The 20,093-nt window shown below is 60.5% G+C and carries 15 protein-coding genes and 1 pseudogene; 8 read left to right on the top strand and 8 right to left on the bottom strand.

What is annotated here, in order from left to right; translation table 11 throughout:
- Positions 1–121 precede the first annotated feature (121 nt).
- A complete protein-coding gene (locus tag HK108_RS11950; protein ID WP_181271761.1) occupies positions 122–2,032 on the top strand; it encodes an APC family permease in 1,911 nt (636 codons plus the stop codon).
- A 7-nt stretch (positions 2,033–2,039) separates the two neighbouring features.
- Positions 2,040–3,425 (top strand): class I SAM-dependent RNA methyltransferase, encoded by a 1,386-nt coding sequence (locus tag HK108_RS11945; protein ID WP_181271701.1) that lies wholly within the window; start codon positions 2,040–2,042, stop codon positions 3,423–3,425.
- A 13-nt stretch (positions 3,426–3,438) separates the two neighbouring features.
- Here HK108_RS11945 and HK108_RS11940 read toward each other — a convergent pair whose 3' ends face one another.
- Positions 3,439–3,633 (bottom strand): hypothetical protein, encoded by a 195-nt coding sequence (locus HK108_RS11940; RefSeq protein ID WP_181271700.1) that lies wholly within the window; start codon positions 3,631–3,633, stop codon positions 3,439–3,441.
- Positions 3,634–3,943: 310 nt separating this feature from the next.
- Here HK108_RS11940 and acnA point away from each other — a divergent pair, with 310 nt between their 5' ends.
- A complete protein-coding gene (acnA, locus tag HK108_RS11935) occupies positions 3,944–6,628 on the top strand; it encodes an aconitate hydratase AcnA (RefSeq protein WP_219922351.1) in 2,685 nt (894 codons plus the stop codon).
- 667 nt (positions 6,629–7,295) lie between these two features.
- On the opposite strand, the gene HK108_RS11930 is transcribed toward acnA, so the two are convergent.
- From HK108_RS11930 to HK108_RS11915, 4 genes are read right to left on the bottom strand one after another with little or no spacing between them, the layout of a single operon-like run.
- Positions 7,296–8,441 (bottom strand): NAD(P)/FAD-dependent oxidoreductase, encoded by a 1,146-nt coding sequence (locus tag HK108_RS11930; protein WP_181271699.1) that lies wholly within the window; start codon positions 8,439–8,441, stop codon positions 7,296–7,298.
- Complete coding sequence (locus HK108_RS11925; RefSeq protein WP_181271698.1) at positions 8,438–9,871, bottom strand: sodium:solute symporter family protein; 1,434 nt, start codon at positions 9,869–9,871, stop codon at positions 8,438–8,440. Before HK108_RS11925 ends, HK108_RS11930 begins: the two co-directional genes overlap by 4 nt.
- A complete protein-coding gene (gene solA, locus HK108_RS11920; RefSeq protein WP_229664112.1) occupies positions 9,868–11,019 on the bottom strand; it encodes an N-methyl-L-tryptophan oxidase in 1,152 nt (383 codons plus the stop codon). Before solA ends, HK108_RS11925 begins: the two co-directional genes overlap by 4 nt.
- Positions 11,006–11,716 carry a GntR family transcriptional regulator gene (locus tag HK108_RS11915; RefSeq protein ID WP_172169937.1) on the bottom strand — a complete coding sequence of 237 codons (711 nt, stop codon included), beginning with the start codon at positions 11,714–11,716 and terminating at the stop codon, positions 11,006–11,008. Before HK108_RS11915 ends, solA begins: the two co-directional genes overlap by 14 nt.
- A 257-nt stretch (positions 11,717–11,973) precedes the next feature.
- On the opposite strand from HK108_RS11915, the gene HK108_RS11910 reads away from it, so the two are divergent.
- From HK108_RS11910 to HK108_RS11900, 3 genes are all read left to right on the top strand, one after another.
- Entirely contained in the window at positions 11,974–12,543 is a 570-nt protein-coding gene (locus HK108_RS11910; protein WP_181271697.1) for a helix-turn-helix domain-containing protein, read from the top strand.
- A 115-nt stretch (positions 12,544–12,658) separates the two neighbouring features.
- Positions 12,659–14,059 carry a peptide MFS transporter gene (locus HK108_RS11905; RefSeq protein WP_181271696.1) on the top strand — a complete coding sequence of 467 codons (1,401 nt, stop codon included), beginning with the start codon at positions 12,659–12,661 and terminating at the stop codon, positions 14,057–14,059.
- Positions 14,060–14,086: 27 nt separating this feature from the next.
- A complete protein-coding gene (locus HK108_RS11900) occupies positions 14,087–15,214 on the top strand; it encodes an FAD-dependent oxidoreductase (RefSeq protein ID WP_181271695.1) in 1,128 nt (375 codons plus the stop codon).
- Positions 15,215–15,297: 83 nt separating this feature from the next.
- Here the strand turns inward: HK108_RS11900 and HK108_RS11895 are convergent, their stop codons facing one another.
- From HK108_RS11895 to HK108_RS11885, 3 genes are read right to left on the bottom strand one after another with little or no spacing between them, the layout of a single operon-like run.
- Entirely contained in the window at positions 15,298–16,440 is a 1,143-nt protein-coding gene (locus tag HK108_RS11895; protein ID WP_181271694.1) for a histone deacetylase-like amidohydrolase, read from the bottom strand.
- Positions 16,437–17,927 carry a sodium:solute symporter family protein gene (locus tag HK108_RS11890; protein ID WP_181271693.1) on the bottom strand — a complete coding sequence of 497 codons (1,491 nt, stop codon included), beginning with the start codon at positions 17,925–17,927 and terminating at the stop codon, positions 16,437–16,439. The genes HK108_RS11895 and HK108_RS11890 overlap by 4 nt, the downstream gene beginning before the upstream one ends.
- 2 nt (positions 17,928–17,929) lie before the next feature.
- On the bottom strand, positions 17,930–18,130 hold the full coding sequence (locus tag HK108_RS11885; protein ID WP_181271692.1) for a hypothetical protein: 201 nt from the start codon (positions 18,128–18,130) through the stop codon (positions 17,930–17,932).
- Positions 18,131–18,300: 170 nt separating this feature from the next.
- Between HK108_RS11885 and HK108_RS11880 the strand changes: the two genes are divergently transcribed.
- A complete protein-coding gene (locus HK108_RS11880) occupies positions 18,301–19,296 on the top strand; it encodes a LacI family DNA-binding transcriptional regulator (RefSeq protein WP_181271691.1) in 996 nt (331 codons plus the stop codon).
- A gap of 623 nt (positions 19,297–19,919) precedes the next feature.
- Positions 19,920–20,093, top strand: a pseudogene (locus HK108_RS19230) (IS1634 family transposase); the annotation flags it as partial.

The following is a 20,093-nucleotide window of genomic DNA, read 5'->3' as shown; positions in this document are numbered from 1 at the left end:
CAGTGATCTACCATTGGTTGCCGTGGCCAGCAGTTTTTCTGATGCCGTCAAAAGACTACTCGTTGGACGGCCCTTCCGCAGTGAGGACAGGCGTGCGCCTGCGCTGAAGAAGCGCATCGCGATGCCCGTCTTCGCCTCCGACATGCTCTCCTCGGTGGCCTATGCCCCCGATGAGATCCTGCTGGCACTGTCGCTGACGTCACTTGTGGCCCTGACCGTTGCCCCCTGGATCGGTGTGGCCGTCGGCATCGTCATCCTCGTGATCGTCGCCTGCTACCGCATCAACGTCAAGGCGTACCCCTCCGGCGGCGGTGACTACGAGGTGGCCTCGAAGAACCTCGGCTCCGGTGCCGGGCTCGTCGTCGCCGCGGCCCTCCTCGTCGACTATGTGCTCACCCTGGCCGTGTCGATGACGGTCTTCGCCGCCTACATCACCACGGCGTTCCCGATGCTCGCGCCCTACCGTGTGCCCGTGGCCATCGTCGGCATCCTGCTCATCTGCTTCGCCGGTCTGCGCGGTTCCCGGGCCACTCCGATGCTGCTGGCCGTGCCGACCTACCTGTTCCTCGGTGCCGTGTTCCTCACGATGTCGGTCGGTCTCATCCGCGTCGGGCTCGGTGACACCCCGCACGCCCAGACCGCCGACTACACGGTCGTGCACAGCAACATCGGCGATCAGGCGACGCTCGGCCTGGCCACCGTCCTTATCGTCCTGCGCGCGTTCTCGTCCGGTGCCGTCGCACTGGCCGGCGTGCAGACCGTGGCCACGGCGGTTCCGGCGTTCAAGAAGCCGCGCGGCAAGAACGCCGGAAACACCCTGCTGCTGTCGGGTCTGCTCGCCGCCCTCATGCTCACAGGGCTGACCTATCTGGCGTCGGTCACTGGAATCAAATACGTCGACGACCCGCATCTCTATCTCGTCCGCGGCGACGGCAGCCCGGTCAGCGCCGAATACGAACAGGAGCCCGTCCTCGCGCAGCTGGCGCACGCGATCTTCGACAATGCGCCTGCGATGTTCTTCATCGTCGTCCTCATCACCGCGCTCGTGCTCATCGCCGCTGCGAACACTGCGGTCGAGGGGTTCCCCGGACTGGCCTCTCGGCTGGCCCGCGATGAATTCCTGCCAAGGCAGCTGGCGACAAAGGGCGATCGACTCACCTTCTCCAACGGCATCCTGCTGCTGGCCGCAGCGGCGATCGTCCTCGTCGTCGCCACGTCCGCCTCGGCGACGGTGCTCATCCAGCTCTACCTCGTCGGGGTCTTCGCCAGCTTCGTCCTCGGCCAAGCGGGAATGGTCCTGCACTGGCGCAAACGGCTGCGCCTGGTCATCGATTCGAAGACCCGGATGCGGATGTACTTCAACCAGGTCGTCAACGCCGTCGGCTGCGTGCTCGCCGCCGGCGTCCTCATCGTCGTCATCGTCTCGAAGTTCCTCGCCGGCGCCTGGCTGGCGGTCGCCGCCATGGCCGGACTCTACCTCGTCATGGGCGCCATCCACCGACACTATTCGCGGGTGGCCCGCGAGCTCGCCCCCGACGCGGACGTGAACTCACGGACGATCCCGTCGAACACCCACGCCATCGTCGTCGTCAGCGAAATCGACAAACCGACGATGCGGGCCCTCTCCTACGCCCGAGTGACCCGGTCGAGTCAGCTCGAAGCTGTCACCGTGGCCGTGGACGAAGAGGCCGCGGCCGGTCTGCAGAAACGATGGAACGAGATGGAGCTGCCGGTGCCGCTGACCGTGCTCGGCTCGCCGTACCGCGAACTCGTCCGTCCGATGCTCGCCCATATCCTCGCCATCCGCCGTAGGTCGCCCAGGGACCTCGTCATCGTCTACATCCCGCAGTTCGTCGTCGGTCGCTGGTGGGAGCACATCCTGCACAACCAGGTGGCTCTCAAACTGCGCACCCGACTGCTGCTGGTGCCCAACGTCGTCGTGGTCTCCGTGCCCTGGCGACTGAAATCCTTCTCTCGACAGTACGGCGGAGACGGACCCGATTCCGACACCTCGCTGTACAGACAGGCCTAGAAGACGCATGAGCGACACTTCGGTTCCCGCCCAGGACCTCACCCTCGACATCGAGGCACCGGCGGCCGGCGGCACCTCCATCGCCCGACACGACGGTCAGGTCGTCTTCGTCTCCGGGGCCCTGCCCGGTGAGAAGGTCCGAGTCCGCACCCAGGCAGGACCGCCCGCCCGGTTTCTTCGCGCCGCCGTCACCGAGGTGATCGAGGCCTCGGCTCACCGCGTCCCCGATCGTCGCCTCGACTATGTCCCCGGTGGTTCGACCGACGGTTCCGGTGCGGGGTTCGCTGCGGGCCCCGGTGCTGGGGCCGTGCCGGATTCGGCCGGGTTCGGCGGAATGGAATTCGCCCACGTCGACCTCGCCCATTCCCGCACGCTCAAGGCCGAGGTGCTGAATGACCAACTTCAGCGCATCGGACATATCGACCGCGCCGCCGAGGTGCTGCCCGCGCCGGGCGAGACCGACGGCACGGACTGGCGCACCCGTGTGCAGCTGGCCGTCGACGATGAGGGCCGTGCCGGAATGCTCGCCCCCAGATCACATGCGGTCATCCCTGTGACCACGCCCCCTCTGGCCGCCGGGCCCTTGCACGACCTCGACATGACGACACTGCATGTGCCGGGAGTCCGCCGACTCGAATTCGCGTGGGCCGGCGACCATGGCGCGCTCATCGTCCGTGGTCGGCCCACTGCGCAGGTCCTCGATGAGATCGAGTCCTGGCTGCCGACGTCGTTCTCCCTCCTCGCCGAGGCGACCGGACCGGAGCAGAGTCGTGGTCGTGGTCGCGGGGGTCGTCCCCGTGGTCGCGGTCGTTCCCATGCGCCCGCTCCCGCCCTGCGCGTGATCCGTGGAGACCGCACCCTGACCGAAACGGTCGACGGTCGTGACTTCACCGTCGGCGCCGACGGCTTCTGGCAGGTGCACCGGGATGCGGCCGCACTGCTCAGCTCGGAGGTCGTCAGAGTCCTTCCTGCCGACGTCGGGGCGATCACCGACCTCTACTGCGGGGTCGGACTCCTCGGCATCACTGCCGCCCGGGCCACCGGAGCGCCCCTGTTCGGGGTCGAAGGGGTGGAGACAGCCATTGCTCATGCTCGAGACAATGCCGCCGATCTCGAGTCCCGATTCCTCGCTCTCAGCGTGGATCGGGCCCGACTGCCCGATTCGGAGGTCATCATCCTCGACCCGCCACGGGCGGGCGCCGGGAAGAAAGCCACCTCGGCGATCATCGAATCAGCGGCACGCACCCTGGTCTACGTTTCCTGTGACCCGGCCACGTTGGCCAGGGACCTCACGGCTCTCACAGGCGGGGGATTCGCGATCGAGAGCCTCACCGGCTTCGACCTCTTCCCGCTGACCTCGCACCTGGAGACGGTCACCGTGCTCCGGCGGTGACCGACCGGTGACCTCAGGCGGTGACCGAGCGGCGGGGGAGGATGACGAGCGCGATGAGGGCGATGAACGTCGTGAGGAAGCCCCACAGCCCCCACCAGCCGCCCGACCGGCCCTTCTCCTTCGCGAATGAGCTGCAGACGACGGCGAAGATGATGCCGACGAGCAGTGCGCCGAAGCCGAATCCGGCGCCTAGTGTGAACGGGTCCATGGAATCTCCTCGGGGGTGGCAGGCGAGTGCGCTGCTGCTTTGAGTGTGCTGTCCAGGCTAGGCCGCGCGACCCGGCCGCGGCCCTGGTGATGACCGCACGAGGGCCTGCGGAAAACCCGATCGCAGGGTTTCGCACCTCCGTGTGCCATGGTGGTCAAAGCCCCTCAAATGCGATAGAATTTATCTTGACGTCAAGATACTTTTGGAAACATATGTGTCGCGTAAATCGGTGCGTGATGCAAGGATCCGACCGCCGAGTCGGACGGACCCGGTTTCTTGGATGAGTGTCGGATGAAACAGGAGAATCACGATGAGCAACGTCGATACGTTCAAATCGAAGAGCACCCTGACCGTAGGCGATAAGGATTATGAGATCTATCGCCTGGACCAGGTCAAAGGGTCGGAGAAGCTTCCCTTCAGCCTCAAGGTGCTGTTGGAGAACCTGCTGCGCACGGAAGACGGCGCAAACATCACTTCGGAACATATTGAAGCCCTCGGCAGCTGGGACCCCAATGCCGAACCCGATACGGAGATCCAGTTCACCCCCGCCCGCGTGGTGATGCAAGACTTCACCGGTGTGCCCTGCATCGTCGACCTCGCCACCATGCGCGAGAAGGTCGTCGAGCTCGGCGGCAGCCCGGATCAGGTCAACCCGCTGGCTCCGGCCGAGCTGGTCATCGACCACTCGGTGCAGATCGACCGCTTCGGCACCGCTGACGCCGTCGAGCTCAACATGGACATCGAATACCAGCGCAACGGTGAGCGCTACCAGTTCCTGCGCTGGGGCCAGACCGCATTCGAAGACTTCAAGGTCGTGCCTCCGGGCATGGGCATCGTTCACCAGGTCAACATCGAGCACCTGGCTCGCGTGGTCATGCCGCGCGAGGTCGACGGAGTCCTCCGGGCCTACCCGGACACCCTGGTCGGCACCGACTCGCACACCACGATGGTCAACGGCCTCGGTGTGCTCGGTTGGGGCGTCGGCGGCATCGAGGCAGAGGCCGCCATGCTCGGCCAGCCCGTGTCGATGCTCATCCCGCGCGTCGTCGGGTTCAAGCTCACCGGTGAGATCCCCTCGGGTGTCACCGCAACCGACGTTGTGCTCACGATCACCGATATGCTCCGCCAGCACGGAGCCGTCGGCAAGTTCGTCGAGTTCTACGGCAAGGGCGTCGCCGAGGTGCCGCTGGCCAACCGCGCCACCATCGGCAACATGAGCCCCGAGTTCGGTTCGACCGCCGCGATCTTCCCGATCGACGAAGTCACCATCGACTACCTCAAGCTCACCGGCCGTTCGGAAGAGCAGATCCAGCTCGTCGAGGACTACGCCAAGACGCAGGGACTCTGGCACGATCCGGAGAACGAAGTCGAGTACTCCGAGTACCTCGAACTCGACCTGTCCACCGTGGTGCCCTCGATCTCCGGACCGAAGCGCCCGCAGGACCGCATCGAGCTCTCCGATGCCAAGAGCCAGTTCGCCAAGGACATCCACAACTACGCCGCTCCCGGCGAGGAGTCGAAGTCCGTGGACGTCAGCACCGCCGACGGACGCAACTTCGAGCTGGCCAACGGTGCCGTGGCGATCGCTTCGATCACGTCCTGCACCAACACCTCGAACCCCTCGGTGATGATGGCCGCCGGCCTGCTGGCACGCAATGCCCGCAAGCGCGGACTCAACTCGAAGCCGTGGGTCAAGACCTCGATCGCACCGGGTTCGAAGGTCGTCACCGAGTACTACAACAAGGCCGGCCTCATCGAGGACCTCGAAGCGCTGAACTTCTACATCGTCGGCTACGGCTGCACCACCTGCATCGGCAACTCCGGTCCGCTGGACTCGGAGATCTCGAACAGCATCCAGGACAACGACCTCTCGGTCACCGCAGTCCTGTCGGGCAACCGCAACTTCGAGGGCCGCATCAGCCCGGACGTGAAGATGAACTACCTCGCTTCGCCTCCGCTGGTCATCGCCTACGCACTGGCCGGCACCATGGACTTCGACTTCGAGAACCAGCCCCTGGGCAAGGACTCGGACGGCGTCGACGTCTACCTGGCCGACCTGTGGCCCTCGCCTGAAGAGGTTGAGTCGGTCATCGCCGATTCGATCTCGACCGATATGTTCGACAACGAATACGGTCGCATCTTCGACGGTGACGAGCGCTGGCAGCAGCTCGACACCCCCGAGGGCAAGGTCTTCGAGTGGGACGACGAGTCGACCTACGTGCGCAAGCCCACCTTCTTCGACGGCATGGGTCTCAAGCCCGAAGCCGTCAAGGACATCAAGGGCGCCCGCGTGCTCGCGAAGCTCGGCGACTCGGTGACCACCGACCACATCTCGCCCGCAGGTTCCTTCAAGGCCGACACTCCGGCCGGCAAGTACCTCGTCGAGCACGGCGTCGAGCGCAAGGACTTCAACTCCTACGGCTCGCGTCGCGGCAACCACGAAGTCATGATCCGCGGAACCTTCGCGAACATCCGTCTGCAGAACCAGCTCCTCGACGGAGTCCAGGGTGGCTTCACCCGCGACTTCTCGCAGGAGGGCGGACCGCAGACCACGATCTACGACGCCTCCGTGAACTACCAGGCTGCCGGCACCCCGCTGGTCGTCCTCGGTGGCAAGGAGTACGGCTCGGGATCCTCGCGTGACTGGGCTGCCAAGGGCACGAAGCTGCTCGGCGTCGAAGCCGTCATCACCGAAAGCTTCGAGCGCATCCACCGCTCGAACCTCATCGGCATGGGCGTTCTGCCGCTGCAGTTCCCCGCCGGCGAATCCGCTGATTCGCTCGGACTCGACGGCACCGAGACCTTCTCCATCGAAGGCGTCACGGAGCTCAACGAGGGCAAGACCCCGGCGACCGTCAAGGTCACCGCCGAAAAGGAAGACGGCACAAAGGTCGAATTCGACGCCGTCGTCCGCATCGACACCCCGGGTGAAGCCGACTACTACCGCAACGGCGGCATCCTGCAGTACGTTCTGCGTCAGCTCGCAGAAGCCTGATCGCAGGAGACGGGGCCTGAGCGGCGACTTCGCCGCACCAGGCTGCGCTGTGAGTCTCCGACTCGCGGCAGTCGGTTCGCGCTGAGGCGCTGAGCCGGAGCTGATCGAAGGCCGGTGGGATTGTTCCCACCGGCCTTCGTCGTGCCCGGACGCGTGCGACGGTGCCGTTGATCGAGCATCCCTCACCGTTCGCGTCACGTCCTCCACGCAGTTCGGCTTCCGTCACCTTTCGTGGCAAAACACACTGCTGCCAAGGAATCCGTCACCGTTCGTGGCAAATCGCCTCGTTGCAGCGGTGCGCTGTGCGGCGAAAGGTGAAGGACGGTCGCTGCCGGTCAGTAACTTGAGAGGGCGTGAGCATTCCAGCAGCAGACGACGGTCGGAGTCGGTCGCCAAATGGGTCAATACTCACGATTTCGACTAGTACGCGCAAGTATTCGACGCCCAATATGCTGAGTGTGTGGCCAACAGGTTTGAGGTGTCTTTACTCTCCAGACAATGCACTGATATGAGACCGGGCGTGGTCGAACCGCGTCCAGGCCAGCTCAGCGCCTTCTCCTACGAGCTAAAATTGCATCTGATTCTACTGCTTTGAGATACGGCTGATGTTTGAATTTAGCGGTGCCTGGGGAGAAGAACTTGTTCGGCCACTCCACACCAGCGGCTATTACTGTCGGCCAATAAAGTTCGTCGGCGACTCCTGGGTGATTCCCTTTGTGAAGCGTGACGGACGAAACGTACTGAGGAGGTGCGAACTGTCGCCTCGAACTTCATCAGCGACGAGCCGTCCCAGCAGAGGAGCCATTGTCATTCCGCTGTGGGTGACTAACGAATAAGCCCGGTGGTGTTCGTCGAGGTATCCGACGATGCTCAGCCCATCTTCGGGGAAGCTTCTTCCGCTGAAGATGACGCGACTCACCGGAATACGCTTTCCGAAGAGTGCCTGAAGCTCGGCTTCCATGACGACCCGGACCTCGTCGAGCAGCTCCGGGCTCTCTCCTTCCTCGGTACGAGCTTCCACTGAAGGGATCTGGACAAACATGCTGCCGTCATGGCGGGGCCTCACGTTGATCTTGTCCGAAATGATGATCCGGCTGAGACTCACGTCTGTGGGAACAGTGACACCCAGCAGACTGTGCGTCCGTGGTCCGGGCTGAGACAGATCGGCCACTGGTAGTAGGAGACCCGATCGAAATGCGATGGCTCCGGAGTCTGCTCCGGCGGCGATGATCACTTGGTCGAAGTTCCGAGTGTCTCCGTCGGCGAATTCCGCTGAGGCCCCGTCTGCGTTGGTGTCCACGCGGACAACTTCTGCAACTTCCGGCGTTACGTCGGCCTCTTCGAGGAAGCTCTCGACGAGGCTGCCGAACGCTTCGTTGTCCAGGTGGGCTTCGAGAGGAAAGAACAATCCTGAGTCCGTCGGCCAGCTGACAGCGGGTTCAAGCTCGCGTAGGCGGTCGGAGTCAATTCGTTCGACCGGGTAGTCGAACTCAGCCGATTCAGTGAATCGCTCGTCATATCCGGTTGCTTTGTCGGGTGTGCTGTCGAACATGATGCACCCGTGCTGGTGGAACCACGTTCCGTGACTGGCGAAACGACGCTGGAACTCCTCGTGAGCTGCGATTCCGGCGCGGTTGAGCCGGTGGTATTCGGCGGGGAGTTTGTGGTTGGCGTTGATCCAGGCGAATGAGCGACTGCTCGCTTGTGCGTACGGTCCAGTCTTGTCGACGATCGTAACGTCGTGCCCGTCTTCGACGAGGTTGAATGCGGTGGTGAGTCCGAGGACTCCTGCACCGACGACGAGTATCTTCATGAAAGGGCTCCTTCTTCAGAGAGGGCACGGGCTTGCGGTTTCTTCACGGCAAGCATGATTAGGTAGGCGACGAAGCTCGCAATGATGCCGAAGACTGCGTAGGGAATGGTGGTTCCTGCGATGTGGGCAACCGCGCATACGACAAGACCAGCAGCCATTGAGACGTATCCGATTGATACGTCGAGGATCCATTTGTTGGTCAGGACCATGCCGAGAAGGAACGGTACCGCCAGCATCGAAGCCGAGTATGCGTACGTTGCGACGAGCCAGTTGAGCGCGGTCGGAAAGACGATGGCAAGGACTGCAGCGATTGCGGAGACTGCGACTGTGCACCAGCGAGACATCGCAACAAGGTCGGAAGATGTGTCCTTGTTCTTGACGAATGCAGGTCTGAGGTCATTGACCAAGTTGACCACGACAGAGTGCAGTGCCGACCCGGTGGTCGAGACAATCGTGGCCATGAGGAACGCACCGTAGATCGCGATGAGCCAGACTGGCAGTTGGGCGAGGAACCATCCTGCTGCCTGTTCGCGTCCGTCGACGCCGAACTGGTCGGTCATGCTGCGCACCGAAACTCCGACGATGAGTGCATAGATTCCGGAGATTCCGATGAGGATGCTGCTGAGATAGAGGCCCTGTCGGGCTTGTTTGACGTTGCTGGCAGCGAAGATTCGCTGGTAGTAGAGCTGGTTGGTCAGAGTTCCCGGGAGGATTGAGAATAGCCACAGCAGGATGGTCAGTCCACCTGCGGCCGTGAGTCCGGTGGGCATCGTGGTCAGCTCGGCCGGAAGGTTCTTCACGATCGTCGACGGTCCGCCTGCGTTGACGATCGCATAGACACCGACGACGACTGACGCGATGACCATGAAAACGCCGAAGAAGAAGTCCGACCACGCGACTGACGTCAGCCCGCCTGGGAGGACGAAAGCGATGGAGACCACAGCCATGATGATGATCAGCGGAGTGATCCCGATGCCCGTCACCGCGTTGAAGAGGTTGGCGAAGGCGATGAACTGCGTAGCCAACCAGCCGAACGGGACGACAATGACGGCCAGCGCGACCATGGAGAGCATGAGTCGGTGCTCGCCGTAGAGCTTCGTGAAGACCTCGGGAATGGTGGAGAAGGTTCGGCGGCGCAGCCATCCTGCGAAGATAGCAATGATGAGGAGGCCGACGATGACGAAGATTTCGTACCAGAAAACCGATAGGCCCCAGGCGTAGGCGATGCCGACGTGGGCGACGAGTACGCCTCCGCCGACTGCGGTGGCGTATTGGGTGAAGGCGATGACGTAGAGCGGGAGGTTGCGGCCGCCGACGACCCAGGAGTCGTTGGATTTGGCTCTTTTTCCGACATAGAACGAGATGAGGGCTCCGATGCCGATGACGATGGCAGCAGTGACTGAGATGAGGACTGTGGTGCCGATGTTCATGACGAGCTCCGATCAAAGCGCTGAGAGTCCATGATGGCGATCGCATCTGATGAGGAACCGGTTTCAACGAAGTCGCTGACGATGGAGCCCATCATCGGTGAGAATTTGAAGCCTTGACCGGACATGCCCACAGCCAACACGATGCGTGAGTCGGCACTTGACGGGCCGACGATCGGAGCACCGTCGACAGTGAATCCTTCAGTCCACGTGGACACGCGGTAGGGAATGGGGTCGACCCCGGGCATGAGGCAGGCAACAGCGTGCTCGGTCGATTGCACGACTTCGTTTTCGATGAAACGAGGGAGGTCATCGACCGAGTCGAGAGTCTTCCATGCCAGGTGGTGCGGCAGAATCTTGATTCCGAGTCCGTCGAGGGCAGGGAAGCAGGAGAATCCGCCCTCTGGATGTCGACGGATGGAGATCGGCATGTGTTCTGGCGTGTGCAATGCGACGTCTTTGGCTGGGAACCACATGGCGACCAAGCGCAATGCCTCGACGGTGCTGGAATCGAACTCGGTCAATTCGTTCACCCAAGGGCCGGTGGAGACGACGATCTTGTCGAACGCGTAAGCTCCATCGGCGGTGTCGACCATGACTGAGTGGCTCAGTGATCGGATGTTGAGCACTCGAGTATAGGCCTTGAAATTGGCCCCGAGTCGCTCGGCTTCCTTGCGTGCGGCGAGGACGGCAGCTTCTGGCCTAAACACTCCGGCAACCGGATCGAAGACGCCTACTTCATCGCTGTCGAGCCCGAACTGTGGGTACCTTTTCGCCATCTCCGTTTGCGAGAGCACTTCATGGTCAAGGTCCGCGGCCTGAGCACAGTCGATGACGGCCGCGACGTCTTCAATGTCGGGATGGCCGATCATGAGTCCTCCGCACATGGTGAGCACGGAGGTGTTCTGGTTCGTCTGCAGCTCTTGCCACTTGTCGAAGGACTTCCTCAGGATGGGCACGTATTCCGGGCCCTCCTTGTAGATGGTTCGAAAAATGCGGGATTCGCCAGCCGATGCGCCCCGGTCGTTGGGGGAGTTCCACTGGTCGAACACGGTGACGTCGTATCCGCGGGTGGCCAATTGCCATGCGGTCATTGTTCCGATGATGCCGGCACCGATGACGGCGACCTTCTCGGGGTTAGCTGTTATCAATTTGACTGACCTCCAGAGTCATATTGCGGGGGTGGATGTAGAACTCGGCGACCTCGATGATGGAGTCATCGACCAGATGGGTGGTGCGCTGTTGGCAGACGACTGGCTCCGAGGGAGGAATCTCGAGATGGCTGGCGTCGAACGTTTCCAGGAGAGCTGCCCTGAGGACGGTGTTTGCTCGTCTGATCCCAAGGCCGAGAGAGTTGTAGTACGCGATTGTCGTCAGGTGTTCCAGGTTCTGCGAGAGGACTTCTGGCGCACGGCTGAGGTTGATGCAGCACCGTTCAAGAGCCAGTGGTTGACCATCGGCGCTGTATTTCATCCTCGTCAGCGAAGCTGTCGGCTGCCCTTTTGGGAACACGTTTCGACTGAGCGGAAATGATTCGGCTGAGGACACTTCGACGCTGACGACTTTGTGGTCGCCGTCGACCTCTGGGCTAGTCAGCGATGGATCCATCATCCGGAGCAGGTTGGTGCGCAGGCCAGTTGAGGCGACGATCGTTCCGGAACCGCGTTTGCGAGAGACGAGGCCAGCTTCAACCAGGGCGTTCATGGCCTTCTGCACGGGGTTGCGACTGACGCCAAAACGCTCCATGAGCTCCTTCTCCGTGGGAAGTTTCTGCCCCACGTCGAAGAGCCCTCTGTGGATATCTGCTTCGATGCTCTCGCGGATCTCTAGGTGCTTCGCCGTCGCCATACTGTGATGCTAGACACACGGATAAGAGATTGCAATGGTGTAAAGGTAATTACTTTAAGCTTACCGAGTGATGGCAGCTCGGGATGGTCCTCTATGGAGCGAACTTGTACGTGCCTGGGGTCGAGCTGAGCGAGATCTTTTGTGCCTGTCTTAGGATCGAGCGATCAAGTTCGCCTTGGCCTGCAACTTCCATCGGCGAGACGGAGGCCGACTCAACCTGATTGACTTCAGAGTAAAAATAATTGTACTTTTGGTAAATGAGATCTGAGCCACAGAGTGAGAATCTTCTCGGAGAGCGCTTAAGGAAACGTCGTTTGGCGCTACAGCTGACCCTCAAGGACGTCGCAGAGGAAGCCGGCATCACCACGGGGTATCTCTCCCAGCTCGAGCGCGGCATGGCAATGGGAAGCGTGGCGACCCTCCAGAGCGTCTGCGGTGTGATTCGACTCAACGTCGGCGACCTGTTCAATGAACCGAATGCTGAAAGCAGTCCAGTACTCCGGTTCGCGGATGCCGCACGCAAGAGATTCGGGAACGAGGCGTCCAAGGTCAAGATTTCTCCGTCCCACTTCGACCATCTTGAAGTGCTCGTGGGGCATTTCGAGCCGGGAGGCGACACCGGAGTCGAGCCCTACACCCATGGGGCCTCAGAGGAGATCCTTCTCGTCATCGAAGGCGAGGTCGAGGTCACCGTCGACGGCACGACGAACCGACTGGCCGAATTGGATTCGCTTCACTACAAGAGCGACCGGCCCCACAAGGTGGCCGAAGCCACCGGCACCGCGGCCGCACGTGTGGTGTGGATGATGGCTCCGCCGACGTACTAAGACCTGCTGTTTGCACCAATGACGCTGCTCCCATGAAAGAAGGAAGACGTTGACATCGATCCACAATGACGTGAAGCCAGAGGCGCGCCGGGCCCGTGCGCGAAGCGTTGGAGGAATGGCCTTCACTGAACTCTGGGAGCGGTTCTCCTTTTATGGCCTCCAAAGCATCTTGGCCTTCTACCTCCTCTATGAGCTCGACAAAGGAGGGTTGGCGCTGGGTTCAGCGGCCTCGGCCGGCATCGTCGGTGCATATGGGGGAGCGGTCTACATCGCCCAACTCGTCGGCGCATGGCTGGGGGAGCGTGTCCTCAGCCCGAAGCGGCTCGTGCTCATCGGTGGAATCGTCATCGCCCTCGGCCACCTCGCGCTGGCATTCGTCGCGGGAATGCCAGGGCTCTCAGTTGGTCTCGTCCTCATTATCCTGGGCACGGGAGCGCTGAAGACCAACATCACGTCGATCGTCGGCTTCGTGCTCGAGAACGAAACCGACGCCAGGAGAGACGCCGGATTCTCGTACTTCTACATGGCGATCAACACCGGCGCGGTCCTCGGCCCCCTCGCGACAGGGTTCGTGCAAGAAAGCTGGGGCTTCCACCCCGGATTCGCTCTCGCTGCAATTGGAATGATCGCCGCCCTCGTCCAGTATGTGTTCTCATCGCGGAATCTTCCCGAGCGAGCAGGTCAGATCACTCGCCCTCTCTCACGCTCTGGTGCACGTAACGCCATCGTCGCGACCGTCGTCGCCATCATCGCCGTCATCATCGCCGCGTCGACCGGTCTTCTTGCGGCAGAGAGCCTCTCCACCGTCGCCACTGTGGTCGCCCTTGTCGCGGCAGCGATCTATTTCGGAGTCATGCTCGCGTCGAAGAAAGTCTCCCGCTCGGAGAAGAGGCGAGTTGGAGCGTATATTCCCTTGTTCCTCGCGGCTGGTCTGTACTTCGGCTTCCTGTTCCAAAAGTTCACCGCCGTCTCGATCCTCATCCAAGACCGGGTGGATCGTGACCTCGGTGGATGGTCGTTCCCAGTCGGGTGGGTCGCCATGGTCAGCCCGTTGGCAGGTGTGTTGGCCGCGCCGCTCATCGCGTCCCTGTGGAAGAAGTTGGGTGCACGACAACCACGGGCCGGAGCGAAGTTCTCAATCGGAATGATCCAGATCGGCGTAGGCTTCTTCTTCATCCTCCTCATCTCCGCGCTGGTGTACCAGGAAGCAATTCCGGTGCTCCTGGTCCTGCTTTTCATGGTGATCGTCGGCAGTTCCGAGAACTTCGTCGGGCCCATTGGACTTGCACTTGCGACACAAATCGCGCCTCAAGCCTTCACCGCTCAGATGGTCGCAGTGAACTTCTTGACGCTGGCGCTCGGTTCATCGCTCTCCGGCCTGCTTGGACAACTGTTCGCAGCTATCCCGAACAATACGTATTTCGCTGGTATCGGCACTGTCGCAATTCTCGTAGGACTGATCCTTCTGCTCGTTCGCAAACCGTTGCAACGCAACCTGTACGCCGGGCTGGACTGACTGAAGAACCTGAAGAAGGAGGACCTTATGAACACCCCACGCATTGCAGTCATCGGAACGGGAACCATCGGCGCACAGGTGCTGTGGCAGCTAGCCCGGCGAGGCGTCGACGCTGTCGGCTACGAACTTTATAGTCCCGGTCATCCGAGAGGAGCCGCAGGCGGCGAATCGCGTCTGTTCAGGTACATCGAGCTCGAAGACATGCGTTACCTCCCGGTGGTCCGACGTGCTGACGAACTCTGGAATGAGCTGCAGGAGACGGCCCTCCCTCGACTCCGCTCCCTCGATGGAGCACTGACGATTGTCGAAGAAGGCACTGTTGCATCGACTACAGCTCTGGAATCAGCCGAGCTTCTAGGCGACCGAGCCGAAGTGCTTTCGCAGGATGACATGCGACGCCAATATCCGGACTTCAGGCTTCATGAGAACGAGTTCGGGATCCTGGACCGAGACGCTGGAACCATCTATCCAGATCGCGCGATCCAAGCCGCAGCCAACGCTGCCATTGAAATGGGGGCGTCAATTCGCACAGAGTCCAGAGTGACCGGGATTGAACAGCGCGGGGCTCAGGTGCGGGTGACGACTGGCGACAGCGACGAACTGTTCGACAAGGTGGTCGTGGCAGCTGGAGCGTGGACTTCTGCATTGCTGCCTGAAATGGCACCATTGCTGGCCCCGCGCCGGCTGCTGTCGACGTGGTTCCTCCCGCGCCCTGGCAGTGACCTTTCCGGGCTCGTACCGTACATCCGGGCTGCTCCGAACTACTCGTACGGTCTCCCGACCGCCGACGGATCGGCGATGAAGCTCGGGCTCGGATTCGCCAATCACAAGGTGGTCGAATCTCCTGACAGCGCTGACGTCCGAGTCGTTGAGTCGGACCTGACCGCGGTGCGCGAACTAGTCCGTGATTTCTTCCCGAACCTCGAGTCGTATCCGATGCGAATCAACCCCTACTTCGAGTCGTATACGCAGTCCCGCATCGAGTATGTGGGCAAGCATCCGTCAACGAACAACGTCCTCGTCATGGCGGGCTTCTCGGGGAAGGGATTCAAGACGTCGCCAGCGATTGGTGAGCTCGGCGCGCAATTTGTTCTCGAGCAGGAAATTAGTGAGGAATACTCGTTCATTGTTGGACAGGACCATCAGCCCTTCTGATCCGATCAAATGTGCACACCTGAGGGCCCGTTCATGCTTACATGAGCGGGCCCTCAGGTGGGATTGGCCGATCGGATTTCGCCCTAGCGCATCGCTTTAATTGCCTCCTGAACGACAACGTGCCCTCGATCTATTGCTTCCCGTTGATCATGAGTTACCTCGTGAACGGGGTACTCGTCGAATGCCCAGTCGAACGGATCGGGAGAGAGTTCGTCGACGCCCGCAAGAGTTTCCACGACTGCAAGCCCGCACAACGGGACGTATGCAGGTGAGTAGCCTCCTTCGTGCGAGAACACCAGCTTTCCTTCGCAGAGAGAGTCGGCTGCAGACATGAGGACTTTGGTTATCTGCGCATATCCCGCGGCTGTAACGCACATACGACCCAAAGGGTCAGCCATCGACGCGTCGAATCCGCAACTGACGATGATCACTTCGGGGCGAAACGCTTCGAGAGCAGGGACAACGTTCTCGGCCACAGTGGCAACATACGCGCCGTTGCCGCAGCCAGCAGGAAGCGGAAGATTGATATTGGTTCGCTTGCCTCCCTCACTCCCGGTCTCGTCAAACATGCCACTGTCCAGAGGGAACAGGCGATCTTGGTGGACGGAGATCGTCAGGACTTCTGGATCATCCCAATAGATCTTCTGCGCTCCGTTTCCGTGGTGGACATCGATGTCGACGATAGCTATTCGGCGTGCCTTTCCCTGACGTCTGGCTTCGTTGATTGCGATGCTGACATTCGAGAATATGCAGAACCCGCGACCCTGTTGGGGCTCCGCGTGGTGGCCAGGGGGACGAACGAGCGCGTACGAGTTGTCGACGGTGCCGTCAAGCACGTTGAGGAGCGCCGATGTCGTTGCTCCGGCTGCCATCTGTGCAATTTCATAGCTGCCGGGGCCAAAGGGCGAGGAGCCGTCACCGGCGTCACCGCCTCCTGAATTGCTCTGATCGATGATGCGGTCGACGTAATCTTCCGTGTGTACCGAAAGGATTTGTTCCTTTGTGGCGGGGTCAAAGTCCAAGTCGGTCAGATTTCTCCGAAGTCCGCTGACCTCGATGAGGCTCGCCATTCTGGTCTTCGACGCCGAGCTTTCAAAGTGCTCAAGCGGCTGAAGCAAGCCGCCTGCGGGGAGGAAGCCGACGTGGGTAGAGGTATCGTGCCATCCAAACCTTTCGTGCCAAATGTAGCCGGTCCTGCGTGAAGTCGTGTGTTCTGCATGTGTCATGATGCTTGCTTCTCGTCCTTCTGATTCTGGTTGAGTTCGTCGAAGAGGTTGTCGACTCGCTTCTGTTCGTTCGCGCTATTGGGCATGAGCAGGCTGACTGCAACCATCACTCCGGTGTTGACTACCAGCCCGGCGATTCCTGAGGTCATCCCGCCTAGCCAGGGCACGGAGATCGGGTAGAAGATTTGCACGATCGCGGCGGTACCGAAGCCGAGAACCATTCCCAGGATGGCACTGAGAGCAGTTGTTCGTCGCCAAAAGATGCCAAGGAACAGTGTCGGGGCGAGCTGGCAGATTCCTTGGTAGGAAACTTGGGCCCACAACACGAGCCCTGTTGTGGTGGATGCGGTTGCCAGCGCCCCGAGCGAGGAAAGGATCGTGACAGCAGCAACGGAGATCTTGCCGATCCGTGCGTTCTGAATCTCTTGCTTCCTCATCGGTCCGATGATGTCGTTGGCAGTCATGGCTCCGATTGCCTGGAGGTTCGCGCCGACGTTGCCCATTGAACCGCACAATACGCAGATTCCGGCGAGGCCGAGCAGTAGGGGACCTCCGAATGAAGCCAAGACGAACCACACGGTATCTGGGGCTGCGGCGACTTCTGGCACTGAGGAAGCCAACAGTGCCATCACGTTGAGCGCGGTGGCGAAGATGAGCAGGATCGGAACTGCCTGGACTGATGTGCGCCGGATGGTGTTCACACCGCTCTGTGTGAAGAGGCGAACGAAGATGTCAGGCCAGCACCATCCACCCAGAGCTCCAGTAAGAACGAGCGAAAACAAATACAGTGGACCAAGCTCGCTTCCTGGCCCAGGCAGAATGAGGAGCGCCGGGTCGACTTGGGCGAATCCGTGGTTGTTGGCGATGAGCCAGACGATGAGTCCGAAGATGACAACGAACCCCATCAAATACGCGGCGATTCCCTGAATCAAGTCGGAGATCATTACGCCTCGCATACCGAACTTGACGGTCCAGATCTGTCGGATAGTCAGAACGATGACTCCCAGGACAACGGCGAGCACGGGCCCGATGACTCCGTCGGACGAGAAGCTGAAGATGAGCGCAAGCGACTGCATTCCCAGAACGACCCATGGGACTGATGCAACAACCCCGATGATTGCTGCGATAACGCGGACAGGAGTCGAGCCGTAGCGGAGTCCGAGCAGGTCTGCTTGGGTACGGAGATCGTAACGTTTTCCCCAGAGGTAGGCGGGCTTGGCCAACAGAAACATGATGATGGCGGCAAAGACGCTGTACTGGACCAGATAGAACCCTGTCACGCCGCTGCCAGCAGTGAGTCCTGCGAACGAAATGAAGACAGTACCCGGCAACCAGGTATTGATGAACGCGGCGGTTCCGTAGACGGAGTTGAACGACCGGCCGCCAGTTGCGTAGTCAGAAAAGGAAGAGTCTTTGGCTGAGGTGCGCTCCATGACGATGATGACGAAAATGAAGAAGACGGCAATCATGCCGAACGTGATCCACATGCTCAGTCGCCTCCCTCAGCGGTGAGAGTGATCCTGTTGAGAGTGAGAACCAATGCCGCGACGAGAGCAGAACTGCCGACGATGTAGGCAAATGACCACCAGGCTTGGCCAAAGATCCAGTGCAGGGGTGGGAAGAGTATGAGGACGGTGGCAAGAGCAATGATTGCTCTGACCGTTCGGGTGGGACTTGTCTTCTTTGACATGTGCATCAACCTTCGAAACGTTTGAATGCCATATGCCGGAACGTTCCGGCATTGATGTAGTGTAGTCATGCTCGTTAGCTCCGTGTCAAGAGCTCGGCCGCCAACGGCTGTCTGACTGACCGAAAGGCAAGCAGTCCGACGCTCGTCATCGGTGCTGATACTGTTCTCATATGACGCGCCCCTCGCCCACGCTGCATGATCTCGCCGCTCACGTCGGATTGTCCGTGACAACGGTGTCTGATGCGCTGCGTGGGCAAGGTCGAGTTGCCGAGGCCACGCGGTCCAAGATTCTCAAGGGCGCGGCCGAGTTGGGATACTCGCCAAATCGACCCGCGCAGTCTCTTCGTAGCGGGTCGAGCCTCAACGTCGGGATCTACATTCCCCGGCGGGTGCTCGGGATGGAGTTTTACATGGCGTTTGCGATGTCGGTCGCAGACGAGCTGGGACAGTATGGGTACGACCTGACGATCATTTCCGATGCGAAGGAACCGCGGCGGTGGACACAGTTCGCTGCGGTGGTGGTCGTAGACGCGTGCTTGGGCGACGGTCCTTTGCACGAGAATCTCGATAATGGGTCAACCGTATTTACCGCCGGTCGAATTGAGGGGTTGCCGGACAGTCGGTTAGCAGGTCTGATCGAGATTGACTATTGGAAGATGCTAACCGAGGCACTCGACGGGCTCGAACAGAAACGTGAAGTGACTTCGCCCTTCCTCATCGCGTTCGAGCCGTTGGACAAGTATTCGTGGTCTCAGATGCTCATCGACTCGTTCGAATATTGGTGCACCGTGCGGGGGTTGGAACCTGATGTGTTCACGGTCTCTCCAGACCCGAATTCGTGGTTGTTTTCTGACGATTTCTCACGACGAATCAGCGACGGGAAATCGTATGATCTGGTTGTTCACGGAGGGACGCTTCTGTCGATGGCCGCACGTTCCCAGAAGCTGTACACCGAGCTTATTGAACCGGAGTCAATACGCACGGCAGTTCTGACGACGAGTGAAATTGAAACCCGACTCATCGATTGCGACGTCGCTCTTAACATCCGCGCAAAGGAATTCGGAGCGGCAATGGCCCGTCTATGCCTGAAGCGGTTGCTCAATGGGACGGGAACCTTTACTCACGAATGGTTCGAGCACGAGGTAGTCATGACCGAAGCCTCCTAAGGAGGCGCTCCTTACCCTCTCGCCTCAGATCCGCCGGTCCAAGTCGATTTGCATAGTTCGGTGTTGCGAACACCACTTAAGTGAAACTTGGTGCATTCCCATGACACTGCGGGGCGAACAGACTGAGAAATCTGACTTCGCTCGATCCCTAGTGAGACCGATCCTCTTGGTTTGAATGCGGAGTGCATCCTGCATTTGATCAGTTCGGAGACACGACGTTGACATAGAGGCCATGGTTGTGACTTATGCACAATGGCGCAGGTCAAATGCTGTGAAAGTATTGTGGCATCTAGCGACCAGGCGGTGCATATTATGAGGAACATGCCAACGACTTTCAGTGCAACGCCGCCCGAATCTCTCCCACGCAACCACGTTTCAAAGCGGACGCAGGCAGTTTATTTACTCGTACAAAACGTTGCGGTCTCCGGGTTACCTCACTTGAACGATGAAACGCCACTAGTGGGCCTGATCGATCTCGACCTTGTCGACGTCCTCTTCAACGATCTTAAGGCACCTGACTTGCTTCACCTAGTCCGATTTTGGGGATAGGTTGGGCATTGTTACTGGTGAGACGGCTGCTTAGTGTAGAAACGGGACACTAAACGGGTCCGTAGAATGAGTGTATGAGCCTGCGACTGAGGAAAGTCCCGACCGCGTCCGGGGCAACCGCGGTCCAGATCGTGACGAAACGCCACGGCAAACTCACCGTTATTGAACACCTCGGTTCCGCACACACCCCGGCACAGTTGGCGGCTCTCGAAGAAGCCGGCCGCGAGAAGATCAACGAGTCCACCGGA

This window comes from Brevibacterium sediminis, assembly GCF_013623905.1.
Taxonomy (GTDB): Bacteria; Actinomycetota; Actinomycetes; order Actinomycetales; family Brevibacteriaceae; genus Brevibacterium; species Brevibacterium sediminis.
This window is presented reverse-complemented; position numbering and strand designations above follow the sequence as displayed.